Genomic DNA, 17,989 nt, shown 5'->3' on the forward strand with positions numbered 1-17,989 from the left:
GTCAGTTCAGTTTGTTGTGCCGAATTGTGGCGCGATGGCGTACCCACCCGCTGTAGGCGATCGCAAATGTCATTGATTGCACAATGTTTACAAAGACGCCAGATAGCATAATGGTTGGTCTAGCAGACTTTTTGCTAGCATCTGGAGGCGGATTTTTGAATAAAATAATTCTGTCTAATGACAAATAAAGAGACAGGGCAATACAGTTTTGTTAAGGTTTTTTGATGAAAATTCTAGATCGCAAAACCGATTATTGTAGAGACGGCGATTCATCGCGTCTCTTGCCTTAACCAACAGTATTGAGAGGCAAGAGGCAGGAGGTAGGAATTTTTAAAACCACGCAGGGGGGGTAAAGCTTCGTGTCACTGCGGTTTTTAACGGCCTATTTAACTTAAGTTGGCTTGCAGCTACCATCTACACAGTACGATGATTGATATGTATTAGAACGTTTACCAAATATGGTGTAGCGATTATCGCGGATTTGCTCGTAAAAGCGATCGCCTGCCCATTTCATCCCCGGTAATGCTCGATAAGCGTCTACAAATATACTTCCTGCTGGCAATAACCGCCCAATTTCTTCTGCTGCGTTACTGCCTTGCCAACGTCTTTGAGGGTTATTGCCATCAATTAAAATCATCCCCTGTTCGCAATCTTGGGCTGAAATTCCCCACTGTAAAAGTGTCTGCTCATCTTGCATGGGACTGTAGCGAAATAGTTTTCCTTGGTCTAAGGTTTCTAGCGATCGCACTAGGGTAACGCAGAGATTACAATTCCCGTCGTAGATTACGTAGTAATTCATAAAAATAATGGCTCTTTGGCAATTGAATTGTCGAATGTGTCTAAAACACAACTTTGGTATTCTAGCTTAGAAAACCGTAGCGATCGCTTTTATCTCACCGAACCAGTCTCCAGTTCAAATATGCATAATGTCGTCTAGCTTAAGTTGTAAATTTGGCAAAACATTAGAATAAATAGTATCTTTTAAGCAATATTGTTGTTGTTGGTAAACACCGTTAACAAACGGCAAAGGTTGGTTATTTGCGATTACCGATAAACATCACGATGCATTTGTACAGCATAAAAGTCCTACAATCATAGTTTCAAAGCAAGGACTATAGAATGTTTCTATATAAATTACTCTCACCACAAAAAATAATCAGCATTCTTATTTTTTTACAAAAGAATCTTGTGTATTGATTCCTGTTTAATATATAGTCTTTTTTCGTACATACATTAGCACAAGAAAATACTGGATGCTTGCGACATGTAAGTATATCCTTAATTGTCAGACTTTGTATCTTAAAACACCAATTACCTAATAAACAAGTATGGCTAATATCACTGGAACCCCTTTAAACGATGTTCTTAACGCTACTATTGGCAACGATGTAATCAATGGACTGAATGGAAATGACCGCTTAATAGGGAATGCTGGAGTCAATACTCTGAACGGTGGTTCAGGTGATGACAACCTTGATGGTAGAGATGGTAATGATATTCTAATTGGCGGATTAGGTAGAGATACCTTAGTTGGTGGAGCAGGAGCTGATATCTTCCGTTACAACAGTGCTTTAGAGGGTGGCGATATTATCAATGACTTAAACGCATCTCAAGGTGATAAAATCCAAGTTTCTGCATCTGGATTCGGAGGTGGACTCGTAGTAGGGCAATTACAACGTTCTCAATTAACTCTCGGTAGTGCTTTCACCAACCCTAACCAACGCTTTAGAGTTGACACCAGTAGCTCGATTCTATTCTTCGACAAAGATGGTAGCGGTTCGCAATTTGGCTTTGTCGAAATTGCTAAAATAAACGGCGTTAAAGGTCCTCAAATTATTGAAGTAATCGCCTAGAAAATTTTTGATTTTAGATTGTAGGGTCGGGTGTCGTAGCTAAATGGACTATGGCACCATTAGCAGACATCAAAAAACTCAGAAGCCGAGTTTCGTAAATTTAAAAATCTAGTTATGGAAACATATTCAGGTTGCATTTTATTATATTATTAAAACAACAGTATATTTAATAATTTATTTTTGTAGGTTAGGGAACGCTAAAACTCAACTACACATTTTTCTTGTTTAGCCTTGATCGAGTAGTATTGCAAAGCGATCGCCGCATTTAAATAGCACGACAATATAAATACTAAAAGGCTTGTCCTCAAACATCGCCCCCGATTTCCAGTTATCATGCCTTTGGAATGGTATTTGCTTAGTTTTTTCATTAATGAGAAAATATTCATGAGATACAAACTCTTAGGCAAAAGCGGGTTAAGAGTCTCTGAACTCTCCTTGGGAACCATGACCTTTGGTGAAGATTGGGGTTGGGGTGCATCTGTTGACGAAAGTCGGAAAATCTTTGATAGCTATGCAGAAGCAGGCGGAAATTTCATTGACACCGCCAACGGTTACACCGATGGTAGCAGTGAAAAAATTGTTGGCGAGTTGATTGCTAAAGAACGCGAACGCTTTGTAGTTGCGACAAAATATTCCTTTCCCTTGCGGATGAATGATAAAAAGGGCGACCCTAACGCCAGTGGAAACCATCGCAAGAATTTAATTCAGTCTTTAGAAGGTAGTCTCAAACGCCTGAATACCGATTACATTGATTTATTCTGGTTGCACGCTTGGGATTTCACAACACCGATTGAAGAAGTCTTGCGATCGCTTGATGATGTAGTGCGTCAAGGTAAAGTACTTTACATCGGTATTTCTGATACACCCGCTTGGATCGTTTCCCAAGCAAATACCATCGCCCATTATCAAGGGTGGACGCAGTTTGTCGCCCTGCAAATTGAGTATAGTTTAATTCAGCGAACACCAGAACGGGACTTGATTCCGATGGCTAAAGCCTTCGATTTAGCAGTAACACCGTGGTCGCCCTTGGGTGGTGGTGTGTTGACAGGGAAGTATAATCGGTCTCCTCAAGGAGGCGCTGAACAAGGGCGACTCGAAACTTTGGGCGGAGGGATTTCTGAAAAAAATTTAGCGATCGCTGAAGTTGTTAGTCAAGTTGCAGCAGAAATTGGTCATACACCTTCACAAGTAGCATTAGCTTGGTTACGCGCTCAAAGTGGTGTGATTATTCCGATCGTTGGCGCACGTAAGTTAACGCAATTTCAAGATAACTTAGCTTCAATAGAAGTCACACTTTCGCCAGAACATCTGCAACGGTTAGATGAAGTGAGTCAAATTGAAGTGGGTTTTCCCCATGACTTTTTGCAGAATGACGTAATTCGCGATCGCCTTTTCGGTGGTACATTCAATACCATAGAAAACCATCGTATTTAACTAATAGTCATAAACAGTAACATATTCAGGCATTAATTCAATCTATCGTCAGAGAGTTTCGCCAAGCCTTGCAATTCTGTAAAGTTGGATTTAAAAGGCATTAACAACGTAGAATCATGAGCGACAACAGCATTACATCACGTTTGTACCCCACCCGTATTGACATTCCCGCTGAAGCGCGAGTGCAAATTGTGGTACTTCTCAACCAAAGCTTGGCAGCTACTTCGGATCTAAAAACCCAAGCAAAGCAAGCACATTGGAATGTAAAAGGAACTGACTTCTATCAGCTACACTTATTATTTGATGAAATTGCAGGGGAATTAGAAGAGTTCATCGATTTGATCGCTGAACGCGTCACAGCTTTAGGTGGCTATGCTTTTGGAACAGTCCGCGCCGCAGCTAGTAATTCCATCTTGCCAGAATACCCCTTAGATATTTTGGATGGCAAAGACCATGTGACAGCCTTAGCAGATCGCTTTGCATCTTATGCTAAACACCTGCGGGATGCGATCGATAAAACTGATGAATTGGGCGATCTCGATACCGCTGACCTTTACACCGAAATTTCTCGCACCATTGACAAACGACTCTGGTTCTTAGAAGCTCATCTGCAAGTAGCAGAAATTAAAGCAGAGAATGGCACAGCGGGTACTACTAAAACTCAAAAGATCCCTGCTACTGTCAAATAAGCACTTTTGAGAGACACTTGATTTACTAATAGGGTGCATTAGACTAAAGTTTAATGCACCTTATTGGTGTAACACAGCTAAAAAGTTGCTGCAATAAATTTAGTCTTGATACGCTACTAGTACGCAAGGCAGAATTAAAAATTAATACAGTATTAGGGTTTCGTTGATTTGGAATCGTTGGTTTATTTCCGCCCTGTTGTACTAGCAGATAATCTTGTTGTGCAAAACTTGAAAATGCAGTAATTTAGCAAAAAAAATTGTAGGTTGGGTTGAGGAACGAAACCCAACACTCCGATCAATGTTGGGTTTCGCGTTGCTCAACCCAACCTACATTTAATGCTACTAGTAACTTTTTAGAAAAGTAGTCTTTATTAAATCTAATAGTATCTTTTTGGTAAGTACGTCACTTTTAAGTGCGTACTTTTCATTTATATGTATATACTTTACTATTGAAATAGTTCAAAACCAGGTGACAAAATTCACAAATATCTTCGACAAGTAATACATCAAGATTAATGCTTCAACTTGAAGAAGTTATTAGGTTACTGAAAATTTATCCTAATTCCATTCCTAACTCTTGTACAGACGCGATGAATCGCGTCTCTAAATACTCATTAAGAACGAGGTAAATATATGTCTCAAAATACAATTACCCACTTAATTCACGATCGCAATTCCCGTGGTCACGCCAAAATGGGCTGGCTCGATAGTTATCACACATTTTCCTTCGGTAGTTTTTACGATCCCAACCGCATGGGATTTCGCTCTCTGCGGGTAATTAACGACGATCGCATCGCCCCTGGTGCTGGATTCCCTACCCACAGCCATCGTGACATGGAAATCCTCACTTATGTCTTAGAAGGTGCTGTAGAGCATAAAGACAGCTTGGGTACTGGCTCGGTAATTCGCCCTGGTGATGCCCAAATTATGAGTGCTGGTACTGGAATCAGCCACAGTGAATTTAATCCTTCACCAACTGAACCATTACACCTGCTACAAATCTGGATTCTTCCCGATCGAGAAGGAATAACGCCAAGATACGAACAAAAAGCTTTTCCTCTCGAAGAAAAGCGCGGTAAACTCCGCTTAATTGCCTCTAAAGATGGGCGCGATGGTGCTGTGACAATTCACCAAGATGTTGAGTTATATACATCTGTTTTAGAGTCAGGTGATGTTGTTAATTATCAAGTCAAACCCGGTCGTTATGCCTGGTTACAAATAGCGCGAGGCATAGTCAACTTAAATGGTGAAGAACTCAGAGCCGGTGATGGTGTACAAATCAACGGCGAAGAACAGCTAGAAATTAGTACCAACATCGGCGGCGAAATCTTGCTTTTCGATTTAGGCTAATATTGCAGCTAAAAGGGCGCTTAGAAACCGCGTCTAAACAAACAAAACTTGCCTTTGCAGGTTAGAACAAGGGGCTTAAGCCCCTTGTTTTGTTTTAGTCTGCGCAGACGGACTTCTCCTGTGTAAAATGAGACTGTTGGAATCTATCCAAATCACGGTTATACTTTCTCATAAAACCACCAAATACTTGGGGGCAATGCAATACTGGTCGGGTTTTGGATTTTAAACTGGAATTTGGTTTTGGGAAAAGGTTAAAGGGGAAAGGTTAAAGGTTTTTTCTTTCCCCTTTCCCATTCCCTTTTTCCCGTTAACTGACAAGTTTGGGGGGCAATGGCCAAAAAATTCTTAGTTTGGGAAAGATGTATCAGACTTTAATAACTATTAGAGGTGGCTGTAATGCCGACGATTCATTTTGTGGATGGTGAAAAAGGCGGGGTAGGAAAGTCTCTCTTTGCCAGAACAATGATTCAGTATTGTTTGGATAAGAGAATCCCATTTGTACCAGTGGAGACAGATAGATCGAATCCAGATGTCGCAGGGGTATATAAGGAAATATGTAAATATGCTGTGTTTAGTGAGAATGAACGACAGGCAAATAAGGCAGATAGAATATTTGAGTGGGCGATAGAGAAGCCAGTAATTGTTAATTTAGCCGCACAATCGCATAGAGCAGTACAAGGGTGGATTGAATCTAATCAATTACTTGAACTAGGAAGTTCCCAAGGAGTTCTCTTTTGCAAATGGTTTGTATCGACAGGAGGATATGACAGCATCAACCTGTTTGCTCAGTCAGTGAATACTTACGGTGAGAAAATCCCTCATATTCTGGTGAGGAATTTAGGGCTGTGTGATGATTGGGAGCATCTAGAGTCAGACTCCAACTATCAGAACCTAGTAAATAAATATCAGATAAAAGTTATAGATTTTCCGAAGTTAGCATACAGAGAAAGAAACATAATTGACCAAAATCGCCTGACTTTTGCAGAGGCTAGAGAATATAAAGAATTTGGGATAATTGGGAAACAGAGAATAGTGAATTTTCTGAAGCTTGCTTATGGTGCTTTTGAAAAAGTAGGTATCTGGTATGAAAAAGTTGAATAGTAGTCATTAGTCATTGGTCATTGGTCATTGGTCATTTGTCATTAGACTTCTTGGCATTTGTCGGGAAAAGGGGAAGGTGGGGCCCCCTCTGGGGATAAGGGGAGGGCTTTCAAGGGCAGGCTTTTAGGCTTTCGATAAATAGTTGAGAATGTTCTCAATTATTGAACGTAGTTTTAAGTTCTCAGACAATGGTTTTGGTTTTAAAATCCCAAAAATTTGTCTAATCAAAAAAACCTGCCCCAGAAAGAAGGGGAGGGTGGGGTCCCAAGAAGGGGATAAGGGACAGGAGGAAGGGGAAAAAGTTCTGTATTGTCCCCTTCCCCTTTAACCTTTACCCTTTTCCCCAAGAGTGCAAAAAGCACTTTTACAAGAGGCGATCGCTTGGCGAATTTGACTACAATTCTAAGAAAGAGTCGCAAAAACCTAAATGTCTAAAAAGTCCGATTCTCAGTTTAAAAATCTCTTTAGTTCACCCAAATCAACCAACTGGGACGAAAGATTAGCCCAAATAGCCTATCGCTTTAACCGAGAATATCAACGTGAAACCTTTGAACTCCCAGCAGAAGTACAAGCAATGCCGATATTTAGCGAGTGGATTGCTGGGAGTTTCTCAGGAAGAATTGCTTCCCCTTTTTGGGAAATTGCTAAACCTCAAAAAAATCAACACTGTATAGATATTGGCTGTGGGATCAGCTTTTTAATCTATCCTTGGCGGGATTGGCAAGCGTTTTTTCATGGGCAAGAAATCAGTAATGTGGCCCGCGATACTCTGAATTCTCGCGGGCCACAGTTGAATTCTAAGCTGTTCAAAGGAGTTGAGTTGGGAGCAGCTCATCAGTTAAATTATCCATCAGAGCAATTTGATTTAGCGATCGCCACCGGATTTAGCTGCTATTTTCCCCTCGAATATTGGGATGCTGTACTAGCAGAGGTGAAGCGGGTGTTAAAACCAGGCGGACATTTTGTATTTGACGTTCTCAATCCAGAACAGCCTCTAGCAGAAGATTGGGCAGTTCTGGAAACCTATTTAGGGGCTGAGGTATTTTTAGAGCCTTTGGCTAAGTGGGAAAAAATGATTAAGACCGCCGGTGCTAAAGTCGTAACGCATAAATCAGGAGAATTATTCGAGTTGTATAAGATACGATTTTAAAATATTATTACTCAGGATTATTACTCAGGGATAAGTGGACTCATGGGATCTAAAGAAGTTGTAAAAACAAAATAGATTACCCCAGCGCCGAGAATCATCACAGCAAGACTGAACAGCAGCACCCAGCGGTCTGTCGGTTCGTAAGTATCTTCTTCGATATCACGACGGACTGCAAAGTAGTGTCCTGTTGAAAGCCATACCGTGATTAAACCCACCAGCGAGAAGACTAAACCTAACTTCCAGCCATTGCCAGGACGGGGTACTAAAGGTACATGGAAGGCACGCAAACGCACGATGACTACACCAAAACCTAAAAGAGCGATTCCTGTCCGCATCCAAGCGAGGTAGGTACGCTCATTTGCCAAGTGATCTCGGATTCTAGACGGATTCAGTCGTCCTGGCTTTTTTTTATCTTTTTCTTCTTCTGTAGGTTTCAATTTTAACTGCATCAATAATACCCTTATCCCCAAAGCGGCTCTTATCAAAAAAATGCGAAGGTAGTAGGAAATCTCTTTCCAGATGACTTGCAACCAGCACAATAGTTGCGCTACTGAAATATGCTTGTTGTGATTGTACATTTTTCCCAAAATTTATTTTAATGCAGATATAGAAATAAAACAAGCCTAAAATTGAGGATAGATAAATTCAAAAAAAAAGAGCCAAGATCAAAGAGATGTTTCACCAGTTTTTGTCCTGTTCTTCTCTGATTTTGGCTGTTACCCTATTTAAATTCAGAACAATCATTCAAAAATAAACTATGCAGTTCTATTTCAAGACTGTTTGCTAGGCGCATTAGGAACTCGTGTATTTATGAGATCCTGCGATATATCTGGGATAAACCAGTTAGCCTCTTTGCTGTTAACAACTTTTACAGTCGGGACATTCAATTCAATCGCAGCAGTAGCTGGATTCCTTTTAATTACCAACTGAGTTCCATCAAGGATCTTCAGAGCCGCGGCTCCTGTCAATTCTTCACCTTGCCCATTAGGACTAGAAGTGAAATTTGCTACCTGGACATCATTCGGTAGATAGATGCCATCACAATCCCAGTTATTTTTAGTGGACTGACCATCAGCTAGAAAATATAGACCATTCTCGTATACGGCATCGTCATCTTCTTCTTCATTTGGTCTTTTACCGTATACCGCTATGGTATTACCTGTTTGGTTGTTGCATTGACCCCAATTGATTCCCGTCTCTAAAGCATATTTTTGCAGCGTTAATTCCTCGGTTCTTTTTTGAATTTCTTCTGGTGTCAGACCTTCAACTTGAGTTTGGGCATCTTTTGTTTGCGAGAGTTGTTTAAGAGCTTTAGTGACTTCGATGTAATCAGGGTTTTTGCTAAATTTTGGTCTATCAGCAAAAGAAGGTTGAGCAAAAGCTAGATTAGCGACAATCATTAAGACAATTAGCAGAGATTTCCAGATTTTCATGTTTTGATTCCTGTTGATGGGTAAGATATTTACCAGTTTAGAATTCATTTTGCTCAGAAAATTGATGATGCACCTCTTGATTAGACACTTAATTTTTCTTGTTCTTCACTCGACGGTTGAGTATTGAAACCTAAAATCAATGAGAATATATAACTAGAAACTACAGATAAAAGAGTCCAGGTAACATTTTCTGTGACAATAAACACGCCTAAACCAATCAAGATACAAGGGACAAAAGTATTGCCATTTTCAGTTAAAAAGTTAGCGATCGCAGGCAAATAAGTTAACTTGTAAGCGGTATAACACCATACACCCACTAAGGTAAAGAATACACTTAGAATCACCAGCAGACTATCTAATTCTGAGTTGGCAAACAAGGGCACATAGACGCTGATATTATCACTGCCATTAGCAAAGGCGATCGCGGCAACATTGCAAGTTTGTGGAGAAACAAAACTCCTAACTATAGAGGGAGAAGACGGCTCGGTTTCTTCTTCAGCTTCCTCTGGTGAATCCTCTTCGCGTTTTAGTAAACTGCTCACACCAATGATTATGGGCATAAAACCAAGTAGTTTAATCCAGTCCTGCGGTATGATTAGTCCACCCAAGAAACCGGGAAGACTAGCAACGATCAATGCTGCAAAACCGAGATACTGACCAGCAAGGATGTGACGACTGCGAAACGTTTTACTGATTTGTGAAAAAAACAACGTCAGAATGACAATATCATCAATGTTGGTGGCAGTGAATGCAGTAATCCCTGTGGTAATTGCAGTTACTAAATCGTTCATTTGTGGAAGTCCTTATATTCATGCTTGGGCATGGGGCATGGGGCGTTAAGAGTTCTGTTAGCGGAAGCAGGGCGTTGAGCCAGTGCTGAGTTAGGAGTAGAGACGCGATTAATCGCGTCTGTACAAGAGTTGGGAGTTAAAAGTTTTGTTTACCCCTTGTCCCCCTTGTCCCCCTTGTCCCCTTGTCCCCTTGTCCCCCTCTCTACTTGGCCGTTTGATTCCGTGCCGAAGCTTTGATTTATACTTTAGTCAAACTAACCGATAGAATCAAATGCTTTTATTTGTCAAAATGATAAATGAAAGTGATTAAATTTTTGACATCAAGTCTTAGGGATACGACCAATGGCAGGAATGACGCTTGAGCAGCTAAAAATATTTCTGGCTGTGGCGCAGAACTTACACTTCACTCGCGCAGCAGAGGAGCTTTATATTACACAACCTGCTGTCAGTGCAGCGATCCACAACTTAGAGCAAGAATACGGAGTGAAACTATTCCATCGGATTGGTCGCCATATCGAAATTGCTGAAGCGGGTAAATTACTGCAAGTGGAAGCGCAGAAAATTCTCGATCAAGTTTCCTTGACAGAAAGGGGGTTGCGAGAATTGAACAATCTGCAACGGGGTGAATTGAAATTAGGGTCGAGTCTGACCATTGGTAACTACTGGCTACCAAGTAAGATTAGTGAGTTTAAAAGCCAATATCCTGGTATCCAGATTGACTGTACCCTTGCCAATGCAGAAACGATTTGTGTCGGTACAGCAATGGGACAGTTTGATTTAGGTTTGGTGGAAGGTGATGTGAAGCCAGCGCTTCAGAATACTCTAGAGTACGAAATAGTGGGAAGCGATCGCTTACAAATTGTGGTTGGTCAAAAACACCCTTGGTTTGAGTGGGGAGAAATTGATTTAAGCCAATTAACTCAAACTCCTTGGGTGATGCGGGTGCCAGAATCTGGTACACAACAAAGGTTTGAAGAAGCGTTGCAAAATTGGGGGATCAACCTCAGCGAACTGAATGTAATTTTAGTGTTCACCAGTGGTGAGATGGCAAAAGCCGCAATTGAAAATGGCGTAGGCGCAACTGGAATTTCTGAGTTGATGGTAAAAAAAGAAATCCAGCTAGGAACTCTGCGGGCAATTCGAGTTATTGATAATAGAGAAGGCAACAGTGTGATGACTACGGCAGACTACGCCTACGCAGAAATAGTTCGACCTTTTTTCAAAATCAAGCATCGTCAGCGTTTTCAAACTGCTCTTTCCAAAGTCTTTGAACAAATGTTGATATCGTCTATGTTGGATAATTCACATCAACATGTATCAGTTATTTAAAGAAGATTGGGAATTGGGCATGGGGCATTGGGCATGGGGCATTGGGCATGGAGAAGAGACAAGGTAGACAAGGAAGAGGGGGGAGACTTGGGAGAGACTTGTTCAATAATTTCCCCTTGTCCCCCTTGTCTCCCTTGTCTCCTTGTCTCCTTGTCTCCCCTGCTCCCCTGCTCCCCTGCCCCTCTGCCCCCCTGCCCCTCTGCCCCCAATCTCCTTCACACCTTCCGCATATTTCTACTAATCGGGTCAAAACCTCTAGAAAACCGCGTACTTTCATCATAGTAAGCGCCAGTCAGATTGGCTCCATACAACTTGGCATAGTTGAGTTTTGCTCCCCGAAGATTTGCTTCATTCAGATTGGCACCACTCAAATTAGCTCTGGTCAAATTCGCTTTGGCTAAATTAGTTCTACTCAAATCTGCTCCCCAGAGTTTAGCTTTAGCTAAGTTAGCTCCACTCAAGTCAGATCCCCATAAATTAATTCCCGGCAAATCGGCTCCAATCAGCTTATCCCGACTCAAGTTAACTGCTGGAAAATATCTTTCTCCTGCGGCAAAACGCCTTTTTAATTCTTCAGCATTCATGCGTAGCGTTCACCTTCTTTAGCAATACAGAAGTTATTTGTTCCCATTCCTGGCTTAGTTCTCCTGAAAATACTGGTTGACCACTGCGTTGATACCAGAAATGGGCATTGTTCAAATCGCCTTCTTTGCGATGCAGGTAAGCATGAACCCAGGCACTGTCAGCATCGCTGGCATCTGTAACTATTTCATGAGCTTTGTTCCAATCACCTTTGCTGTCATACCACATTGCTTGCAGCCCTTTTGGTAGTGTCTGAGGACATAGGCGTTGCTTTTCGATCAATCGCAGAAATTCCTCTGTATTCACGATCGCCACCTAACAAAAATCAAACTTCTATCTCTAAGATACTCCTCAGCTTAAGGCTAAGGGGCAGAGGGGCAGGGGAGCAGGGGAGTAGGGGAGACAAGGAGACAAGGGAGACAAGGGGGACAAGGGGAAATTATTGAACAAGTCTCTCCCAAGTCTCCCCCCTCTTCCTTGTCTACCTTGTCTCTTCTCCATGCCCAATGCCCTTCACATCTACTTAACTGGAATAACTTCAAACTGAAAAGTACCGATCAAACGGTTATCAATATAGACTTCTATTCTATGCTTACCAACTGGATCGCCAGGGGCGATTGTCCAAAAATTCTCAATTACACCTTCGGGAGCCGACTGTGTGCGTCGTGTTACAGATGTCTTGCCGTCTGCTGATATTGAGAAATCTTCGCCATTATCTGTACCCCAAGTTTCTGGAGGTTTTGGTAAATACAAGACTTCACGCCATTTCACTTCACCTTGGTAGTTTTTGAGTTTAATCCGCCATCCGTAGGTGTTTCCTTCCTGAAGTGGCACTCTTGTTGTCTGGAAAATGGTAACGTTTCCTTTGGAGTCAACTCTCTTCAGACCAAACTCGGTGTTACTGACAGTAATCTGTTTTGCATTCGTTGGCGCCGGAGATGATATGGCATTTTCTACCAAAACAGAAGTAGCGTTGATTGGCTTAGAACCGATGACCCCAGATATTAGCCAAAAAGCAGCTAGCACAGCAGTAGTAGTCCAAATTCTCATTAGTATGGTTTTCCTATCAGACTTTTGGTACTTATTCAAGTAATCTGCCATGTTTTCCGGGTCGAGGTTAGCGATGGTTAGACAAAGACGAAATTGCTTTCAGAAATTTGGCATACCCATTCCTCACCGTCTTACTCTACAAGACACTTCACGAACGGGATAGTGTGGCATGGATATAGTATTCTAAATCCTGAATTCTGAATTTTGACTCCTTCTTGAACGTGAGTTCGACGAGTGCTATTTTGACCTCTCCCCCTGCCCCTCTCCTACCAGGAGAGGGGAGCAAAAACCCTCCTTACTCGTTACTCCTCCCTCTCCCAAGGGGAGACGCAACGCGTTCGCCTTTTAGGAGAGGGAGGCCGGGAGGGAGAGGTCTGTCGAACTCACGTTTCTTTATTTCCCCCTTTTATAATCACACTTTGCACATGAGATACCAAGTTGGCGGTAGCCTCCACAGTGACGATCCCACTTATGTTGTGCGTCAAGCAGACGAAAAACTTTATACCAGTTTAAAAGGTGGCGATTTTTGCTACGTCTTCAACTCTCGCCAAATGGGTAAATCATCCCTACTACAGCGAATAAGTCGTCGTCTCAAGTCAGAAGGCTATAAATGTGTTTACTTAGACGTGACCCAATTGGGTAGCGAGGATACCACATCAGCACAATGGTATAAAGGAATCATTGTCAGCATATTCTACGGGTTAAATCTGGCGGAATACGTCAACTTTAAGCAATGGTGGAATATGCAAACAGGTCTTTCTCCTGTACAAAAACTACACCAGTTTGTTGAGGAAGTATTGCTGCCAAATGTCAAGAGCGATTCTGAAGGAGGCGGCGAAGCTAAAGGCATTTTCATTTTAATTGATGAAATTGATAGTTTGCTGAGTTTGAATTTTCCGGTCAATGACTTTTTTGCCTGGATTCGTCATTGCTACAATCAGCAGGCACACGATCCGAGGTTTCAACGCCTGGGATTTGCATTGTTTGGAGTCGCTAGTCCATCTGATTTAATTGCAGACAAACGCCGGACACCTTTTAACATTGGGACAGCTATTGAGTTATACGGCTTTCGATTGGATGAAGCTAGCCCATTGCTAAATGGGTTAAAAGGAGCAATTGAGCGACCAGAAGTTGTGCTGCAAGAGGTGATCTATTGGACAGGTGGACAACCGTTTCTCACTCAAAAACTCTGTCAATTAATTCTTCAAACTGCCTTAAAGACATCAGAGCGGAAAATTTTCCTACCCCCAAAAACTGAGGCGTATTGGGTAGAAGAATTGGTGCGATCGCAGATTATCCAACACTGGGAATCACAAGATGAACCCGAACACCTGCGCACGATTCGCGATCGCTTACTTTTCAACCAACAACAAACTGGACGGTTGCTGAGTCTTTATCAGCAAGTATTGCAAGCCGAGGAAATACAGGACGAGGGAAAATGGGGATGGGAGGACGCAAATAATGAAGACACTAGCGACTCTTGGCGTTCCCAGTCTTTGCGTCCTCTTTTATCTCCCGTGGCTGCTGATGATAGCCGAGAACAGACGGAGCTTTTACTATCAGGATTGGTCGAGAAGTACAACGGCTATCTCAGAATTAAAAATCCCATCTACCGAAATATTTTCAATACTGAATGGGTGTTAAAGCAGTTAGACAATCTGCGCCCTTATTCACAGCCATTCAATGCTTGGGTAGCATCGAGCTTTCAAGATGAGTCACGCCTGCTGCGGGGTAATGCTTTACAAGAGGTTTTGGACTGGACTCAGCGTAAAAGTCTTAGCGATTTGGACTATCGATTTTTAGCAGCTAGCCAAGAATTGGAACGTCGGGAAGTCCAGCAAAAAATGGAAGTAGAACGACTCAAAGAAATTGAAGCGCGATTGGCAAGCGAACAAAAGAGCGCTCGGCTTCAGCGACGACTCCTATTAGGGGTAAGTTTGGCCCTACTAGCAGTTCTTGTCTTGGGGTTCACAACACTCTACGCCGATCGCCAAGCATCACTGAGTGAGGTACGGGCGATCGCATCTGCTTCCAATGGTAGTTTTAATTCCAATCAACGCTTAGATGCATTGGTACAAGCAATCCGAGCCAGACAGGAATTTCAACGGCTCGATCTGCAAAATTTGGCAGATGCCAATGCTCTGGATCTCCAAACCCGCAAAGTATTAGAACAAGCTGTCTACGGTGCTGATGAATTCAATCACTTGTCGGGGCATCAAGGGATTGTCTTGGGCGTTGATTTTAGCGCTGATGGTCAGTGGATTGTCTCATCTAGCATCGATCGCACAGTCAAGCTATGGAAGCGGGATGGAACACTGGTGAGAACGCTACCACATACTGCAACCATACAAAGCGTCCGCTTCAGCCCGGATAGCCGCCGGATAGTCGCTGCCGGCATTGATGGCACTATCCGTCTTTGGACGATCGATGGTAAATTGTCAACCATTTTCAAAGGGCACAAATCTGCGGTGTGGCGAGTTGCCTTTAGCCCAGATGGACAAACGATCGCTTCTGCCAGTGGCGATTTTAGCGTTAAGCTTTGGCAACTAGATGGCACTTTAATCAGAACTCTTAAACATCAGCGTAGTGTGTGGGGAATTGCCTTCAGCCCCGATGGTCAAACCTTGGCTTCTTCTATGGTAGGCGGCAAGAATCAGCTTTGGCGATTGGATGGAGGGCTACTCAAAACATTCACAGCCGGAAACGCAACTATTTGGAGTGTTGCTTTTAGCCCTGATGGACAAACTTTAGTATCTGGCGGTGCAGATAAGATAGTGCGACTGTGGAATCGAGAAGGCACTCTGCTGAGAAGTTTTAAAGGGCATACTGCTGAAATATTTGGTGTAGCCTTTAGCCCTGATGGGCAGACTATTGCTTCCGGCGGTTCTGATAAAACCGTTAAACTCTGGCGAATAGATGGTACTTTATTAAGAACTTTGCAGGGGCATACCTCAAATATTCAAACCATCGCCTTCAGTCCTGATGGAGAAACTCTCGCCTCTGCCAGTCACGACAACACCATCAAACTCTGGAGAGTCAACTCACCCTTAATAAAGTTACTCAATGGCCATCAAGAAATGGTCTGGCGGGTGGCATTTAGCCCTGATGGGCAACGGCTAGCTTCTGTTGCTGGCAAAGAAGTCAAACTCTGGAGACGCGATGGTTCTCTCGCCAAAACTATTGTTGAAGAAGATTCTCGAATGCTTAGTCTCGACTTTAGCCCCGATGGTCGAACTTTAGCGATCGTTGGTTCTAAAGGTGTTGTGAGACTGTGGCAACTAGACAGCAATCAGCGAACCATTCTGGAAGGGCCAGGTATCGGTCTTTTGGGTGTTAGCTACAGTCCTGATGGCAACCGATTAGTGACTGTGGGTTTTGATTACAAGCTGAGACTCTGGCAACGCGGCTCCAATGGAGAGTTTCAACTCCAACAAATTATCCAGGCGCATACAGGGCGAATTTGGGACATTGTTTATAGTCCAGATGGGCAGTTTATCGCCTCTGCTAGTGCTGATGGCACTATCAAACTGTGGACTTCAGAAAATAGCGAACGCCTGTTAAAGAAACCCGATCGCACCTTAGAAGGGCATAAGAGTGAAGTTTTTGGGGTTGCCATTAGCCCGAATAGTCAATTGATTGCCTCTACAGGTGGGGATGGTAGTCTGCGACTTTGGAAACGTGATGGCACTCTGGTGAGGAGCTTTGATGGTAAAAGTATTGGCTTAACGAGGGTAGCATTCAGTCCAGATGGTCAAATGCTAGCAGCCGCAGGTTTTGACAATACGATCAAAGTCTGGAAAATTGATGGTACTTTACTCGTCACCCTGAATGGACATACTTCTAATGTCGGCAGTGTTGCCTTTAGCCCCGATGGCAAAACCCTTGCTTCTGGTGGAGATGACCAACTTGTGATTCTGTGGGATTTAGAACAAATTCTGCATCTCAACCTACTGAAATACAGTTGTGATTGGGTACGGGATTATTTAAAGACTAATATAACAGTGGAAAAGAGCGATCGCTCTCTTTGCAATTACAGCCTTTTTCATTGATTTGAACCATAATACCTTGTTGGGGCGGCTGCAAAACAATATCTGTGAATCAAATTATCGCGCCGCTTTGAAGCAATTCCAACAACCAAAACTCCTTTAATACAATCACCGACTAAATTTACACGGTAATTTAAATTTGAACAATTAGTTTGTTTAGCGGAATCTTTGATTAACAATAATTAAAAAACATCAAAAATTCTATGCTTAAACTACTCAGATCCATTAGCATTTTCCTGATTACCGCCTGTTTACTACTTGCTTGTAATACTTCAGCACCAACTGAAGTCAAACGCCCTCCATTGAAAGTGGCATTTGGATCTTTTGTTGGAGAGCTTCCAGGCATCATTGCCCAAGAAAAAGGATTCTTCAAAACCCAAGGGGTAGATGTGGAACTAATTCATAAACAATACACCCAATTGGTACAAGCAAACTTCAATGCAGGTAAGTATGATGGGATTACGTCGTCCTTGGGAATTTTTATCATCTTGAGTGCCACAAATCCAGATATACAAGGCGCGATCGTGATAGATGAATCAATAGGAGCAGATGTGGTAGTTGCCAAATCAAAAATAAAAACTGTAGCTGACTTGAAAGGTAAAAAGCTGGGTGCAAATCTAGGCGGTTTTAGCGAAGTTTTCGTGACTGAAATGTTGAAAACTGCCAATTTAACCAGTGATGATGTGAGCTTAGTTCAATTAGAGGCTTCAGAAATTCCTCAACGCCTGAAAAATAATACGATTCAAGCCGGACACACTTGGCAACCTTATCTCTCTGAAGCGATGAAATTAGGGGGAAATATTCTATTTACTAGCAAGCAAACCCCTGGCTTGATTTTAGATTTGATTATCTTTCGCGGTGAGACAATCCGCGATCGCCCCGAAGATATTAGTGCATTTGTGCGCGGATGGCTGCAAGCCTCGACCTACTGGAAAGCAAATGTTGAAGAAGGAAAAGCTATCGTCAGCAAAGCATTAAAAATTCCGCTCGATACTCTCTCTCTAGAGGGAATAAATCTAACTGATTTAGGTGAAAATCAAAAATATTTTCAATCTAGCAACCCTAAATCCATTTATCAAACTGCCAAGATATATGCAGACTTTTTTATTCGCTCTGGAAACCTGACGCGTATTCCTGAACTAAAAAGTTTGTTTAATTCTTCCTTCTTGAATCCTCCCTAG

General features: G+C 42.4%; 17 protein-coding genes and 1 pseudogene. 9 read left to right on the forward strand and 9 right to left on the reverse strand.

The annotated features are described in order from the left end of the window. Position 1: 1 nt before the first annotated feature. The 3 genes and pseudogenes from NSTC731_RS27770 to NSTC731_RS27780 all read right to left on the reverse strand — a co-directional run. Positions 2–184: a hypothetical protein gene (locus NSTC731_RS27770; RefSeq protein WP_445627777.1), complete on the reverse strand. Its 183-nt coding sequence runs from the start codon at positions 182–184 to the stop codon at positions 2–4. A gap of 207 nt (positions 185–391) precedes the next feature. Continuing rightward, entirely contained in the window at positions 392–799 is a 408-nt protein-coding gene (locus NSTC731_RS27775; protein WP_445627778.1) for a thiol-disulfide oxidoreductase DCC family protein, read from the reverse strand. Between the two features lie 114 nt (positions 800–913). After that, positions 914–1,018, reverse strand: a pseudogene (locus NSTC731_RS27780) (Uma2 family endonuclease); the annotation flags it as partial. 310 nt (positions 1,019–1,328) lie between these two features. Here NSTC731_RS27780 and NSTC731_RS27785 point away from each other — a divergent pair. The 6 genes from NSTC731_RS27785 (at position 1,329) to NSTC731_RS27810 (ending at position 7,577) form a co-directional block, all read left to right on the forward strand. Continuing rightward, positions 1,329–1,853 (forward strand): calcium-binding protein, encoded by a 525-nt coding sequence (locus NSTC731_RS27785; protein ID WP_445627779.1) that lies wholly within the window; start codon positions 1,329–1,331, stop codon positions 1,851–1,853. Positions 1,854–2,237: 384 nt separating this feature from the next. Continuing rightward, positions 2,238–3,287, forward strand: coding sequence for an aldo/keto reductase (locus tag NSTC731_RS27790; RefSeq protein ID WP_445627780.1), 1,050 nt, complete (start codon positions 2,238–2,240; stop codon positions 3,285–3,287). A gap of 116 nt (positions 3,288–3,403) precedes the next feature. Beyond that, positions 3,404–3,976: a DNA starvation/stationary phase protection protein Dps gene (gene dps, locus NSTC731_RS27795; RefSeq protein ID WP_445627781.1), complete on the forward strand. Its 573-nt coding sequence runs from the start codon at positions 3,404–3,406 to the stop codon at positions 3,974–3,976. 633 nt (positions 3,977–4,609) lie between these two features. After that, a complete protein-coding gene (locus NSTC731_RS27800; protein ID WP_445627782.1) occupies positions 4,610–5,326 on the forward strand; it encodes a pirin family protein in 717 nt (238 codons plus the stop codon). A gap of 414 nt (positions 5,327–5,740) precedes the next feature. Beyond that, positions 5,741–6,427 carry a mobilization protein gene (locus NSTC731_RS27805; protein WP_445627783.1) on the forward strand — a complete coding sequence of 229 codons (687 nt, stop codon included), beginning with the start codon at positions 5,741–5,743 and terminating at the stop codon, positions 6,425–6,427. A 427-nt stretch (positions 6,428–6,854) separates the two neighbouring features. Then, a complete protein-coding gene (locus NSTC731_RS27810; protein ID WP_445627784.1) occupies positions 6,855–7,577 on the forward strand; it encodes a class I SAM-dependent methyltransferase in 723 nt (240 codons plus the stop codon). Between the two features lie 20 nt (positions 7,578–7,597). Here NSTC731_RS27810 and NSTC731_RS27815 read toward each other — a convergent pair whose 3' ends face one another. From NSTC731_RS27815 to NSTC731_RS27825, 3 genes are all read right to left on the reverse strand, one after another. After that, entirely contained in the window at positions 7,598–8,026 is a 429-nt protein-coding gene (locus NSTC731_RS27815) for a YidH family protein (protein ID WP_445627785.1), read from the reverse strand. Positions 8,027–8,347: 321 nt separating this feature from the next. After that, positions 8,348–9,010 carry a hypothetical protein gene (locus tag NSTC731_RS27820; RefSeq protein ID WP_445627786.1) on the reverse strand — a complete coding sequence of 221 codons (663 nt, stop codon included), beginning with the start codon at positions 9,008–9,010 and terminating at the stop codon, positions 8,348–8,350. Between the two features lie 80 nt (positions 9,011–9,090). Next, positions 9,091–9,801 carry a cadmium resistance transporter gene (locus NSTC731_RS27825; RefSeq protein ID WP_445627787.1) on the reverse strand — a complete coding sequence of 237 codons (711 nt, stop codon included), beginning with the start codon at positions 9,799–9,801 and terminating at the stop codon, positions 9,091–9,093. A gap of 342 nt (positions 9,802–10,143) precedes the next feature. Between NSTC731_RS27825 and NSTC731_RS27830 the strand changes: the two genes are divergently transcribed. Then, entirely contained in the window at positions 10,144–11,130 is a 987-nt protein-coding gene (locus NSTC731_RS27830; RefSeq protein ID WP_445627788.1) for a LysR substrate-binding domain-containing protein, read from the forward strand. Positions 11,131–11,345: 215 nt separating this feature from the next. Here NSTC731_RS27830 and NSTC731_RS27835 read toward each other — a convergent pair whose 3' ends face one another. The 3 genes from NSTC731_RS27835 to NSTC731_RS27845 all read right to left on the reverse strand — a co-directional run bounded on the left by NSTC731_RS27835 (position 11,346) and on the right by NSTC731_RS27845 (position 12,762). After that, a complete protein-coding gene (locus NSTC731_RS27835) occupies positions 11,346–11,714 on the reverse strand; it encodes a pentapeptide repeat-containing protein (protein WP_322714827.1) in 369 nt (122 codons plus the stop codon). After that, a complete protein-coding gene (locus NSTC731_RS27840; protein ID WP_445627789.1) occupies positions 11,704–12,018 on the reverse strand; it encodes a hypothetical protein in 315 nt (104 codons plus the stop codon). The genes NSTC731_RS27835 and NSTC731_RS27840 overlap by 11 nt, the downstream gene beginning before the upstream one ends. 213 nt (positions 12,019–12,231) lie before the next feature. Then, on the reverse strand, positions 12,232–12,762 hold the full coding sequence (locus NSTC731_RS27845) for a hypothetical protein (protein ID WP_334935277.1): 531 nt from the start codon (positions 12,760–12,762) through the stop codon (positions 12,232–12,234). Between the two features lie 425 nt (positions 12,763–13,187). On the opposite strand from NSTC731_RS27845, the gene NSTC731_RS27850 reads away from it, so the two are divergent. Further along, on the forward strand, positions 13,188–16,811 hold the full coding sequence (locus tag NSTC731_RS27850) for a WD40 domain-containing protein (protein WP_445627790.1): 3,624 nt from the start codon (positions 13,188–13,190) through the stop codon (positions 16,809–16,811). Positions 16,812–17,011: 200 nt separating this feature from the next. Continuing rightward, positions 17,012–17,989 (forward strand): ABC transporter substrate-binding protein, encoded by a 978-nt coding sequence (locus NSTC731_RS27855; RefSeq protein WP_445627791.1) that lies wholly within the window; start codon positions 17,012–17,014, stop codon positions 17,987–17,989.

The organism is Nostoc sp. DSM 114167, from assembly GCF_052692655.1.

What these genes read in the sequence shown, in the direction of transcription:
- NSTC731_RS27835 (WP_322714827.1), bottom strand. Translation starts at nt 11,714, where the DNA reads ATGAATGCTGAAGAATTAAAAAGGCGTTTTGCCGCAGGAGAAAGATAT.
- NSTC731_RS27850 (WP_445627790.1), top strand. Translation starts at nt 13,188, where the DNA reads ATGAGATACCAAGTTGGCGGTAGCCTCCACAGTGACGATCCCACTTAT.
- NSTC731_RS27775 (WP_445627778.1), bottom strand. Translation starts at nt 799, where the DNA reads ATGAATTACTACGTAATCTACGACGGGAATTGTAATCTCTGCGTTACC.
- NSTC731_RS27790 (WP_445627780.1), top strand. Translation starts at nt 2,238, where the DNA reads ATGAGATACAAACTCTTAGGCAAAAGCGGGTTAAGAGTCTCTGAACTC.
- NSTC731_RS27830 (WP_445627788.1), top strand. Translation starts at nt 10,144, where the DNA reads ATGGCAGGAATGACGCTTGAGCAGCTAAAAATATTTCTGGCTGTGGCG.
- NSTC731_RS27855 (WP_445627791.1), top strand. Translation starts at nt 17,012, where the DNA reads ATGCTTAAACTACTCAGATCCATTAGCATTTTCCTGATTACCGCCTGT.
- NSTC731_RS27800 (WP_445627782.1), top strand. Translation starts at nt 4,610, where the DNA reads ATGTCTCAAAATACAATTACCCACTTAATTCACGATCGCAATTCCCGT.
- NSTC731_RS27810 (WP_445627784.1), top strand. Translation starts at nt 6,855, where the DNA reads ATGTCTAAAAAGTCCGATTCTCAGTTTAAAAATCTCTTTAGTTCACCC.
- NSTC731_RS27825 (WP_445627787.1), bottom strand. Translation starts at nt 9,801, where the DNA reads ATGAACGATTTAGTAACTGCAATTACCACAGGGATTACTGCATTCACT.
- NSTC731_RS27815 (WP_445627785.1), bottom strand. Translation starts at nt 8,026, where the DNA reads ATGCAGTTAAAATTGAAACCTACAGAAGAAGAAAAAGATAAAAAAAAG.
- NSTC731_RS27820 (WP_445627786.1), bottom strand. Translation starts at nt 9,010, where the DNA reads ATGAAAATCTGGAAATCTCTGCTAATTGTCTTAATGATTGTCGCTAAT.
- dps (WP_445627781.1), top strand. Translation starts at nt 3,404, where the DNA reads ATGAGCGACAACAGCATTACATCACGTTTGTACCCCACCCGTATTGAC.
- NSTC731_RS27785 (WP_445627779.1), top strand. Translation starts at nt 1,329, where the DNA reads ATGGCTAATATCACTGGAACCCCTTTAAACGATGTTCTTAACGCTACT.
- NSTC731_RS27845 (WP_334935277.1), bottom strand. Translation starts at nt 12,762, where the DNA reads ATGAGAATTTGGACTACTACTGCTGTGCTAGCTGCTTTTTGGCTAATA.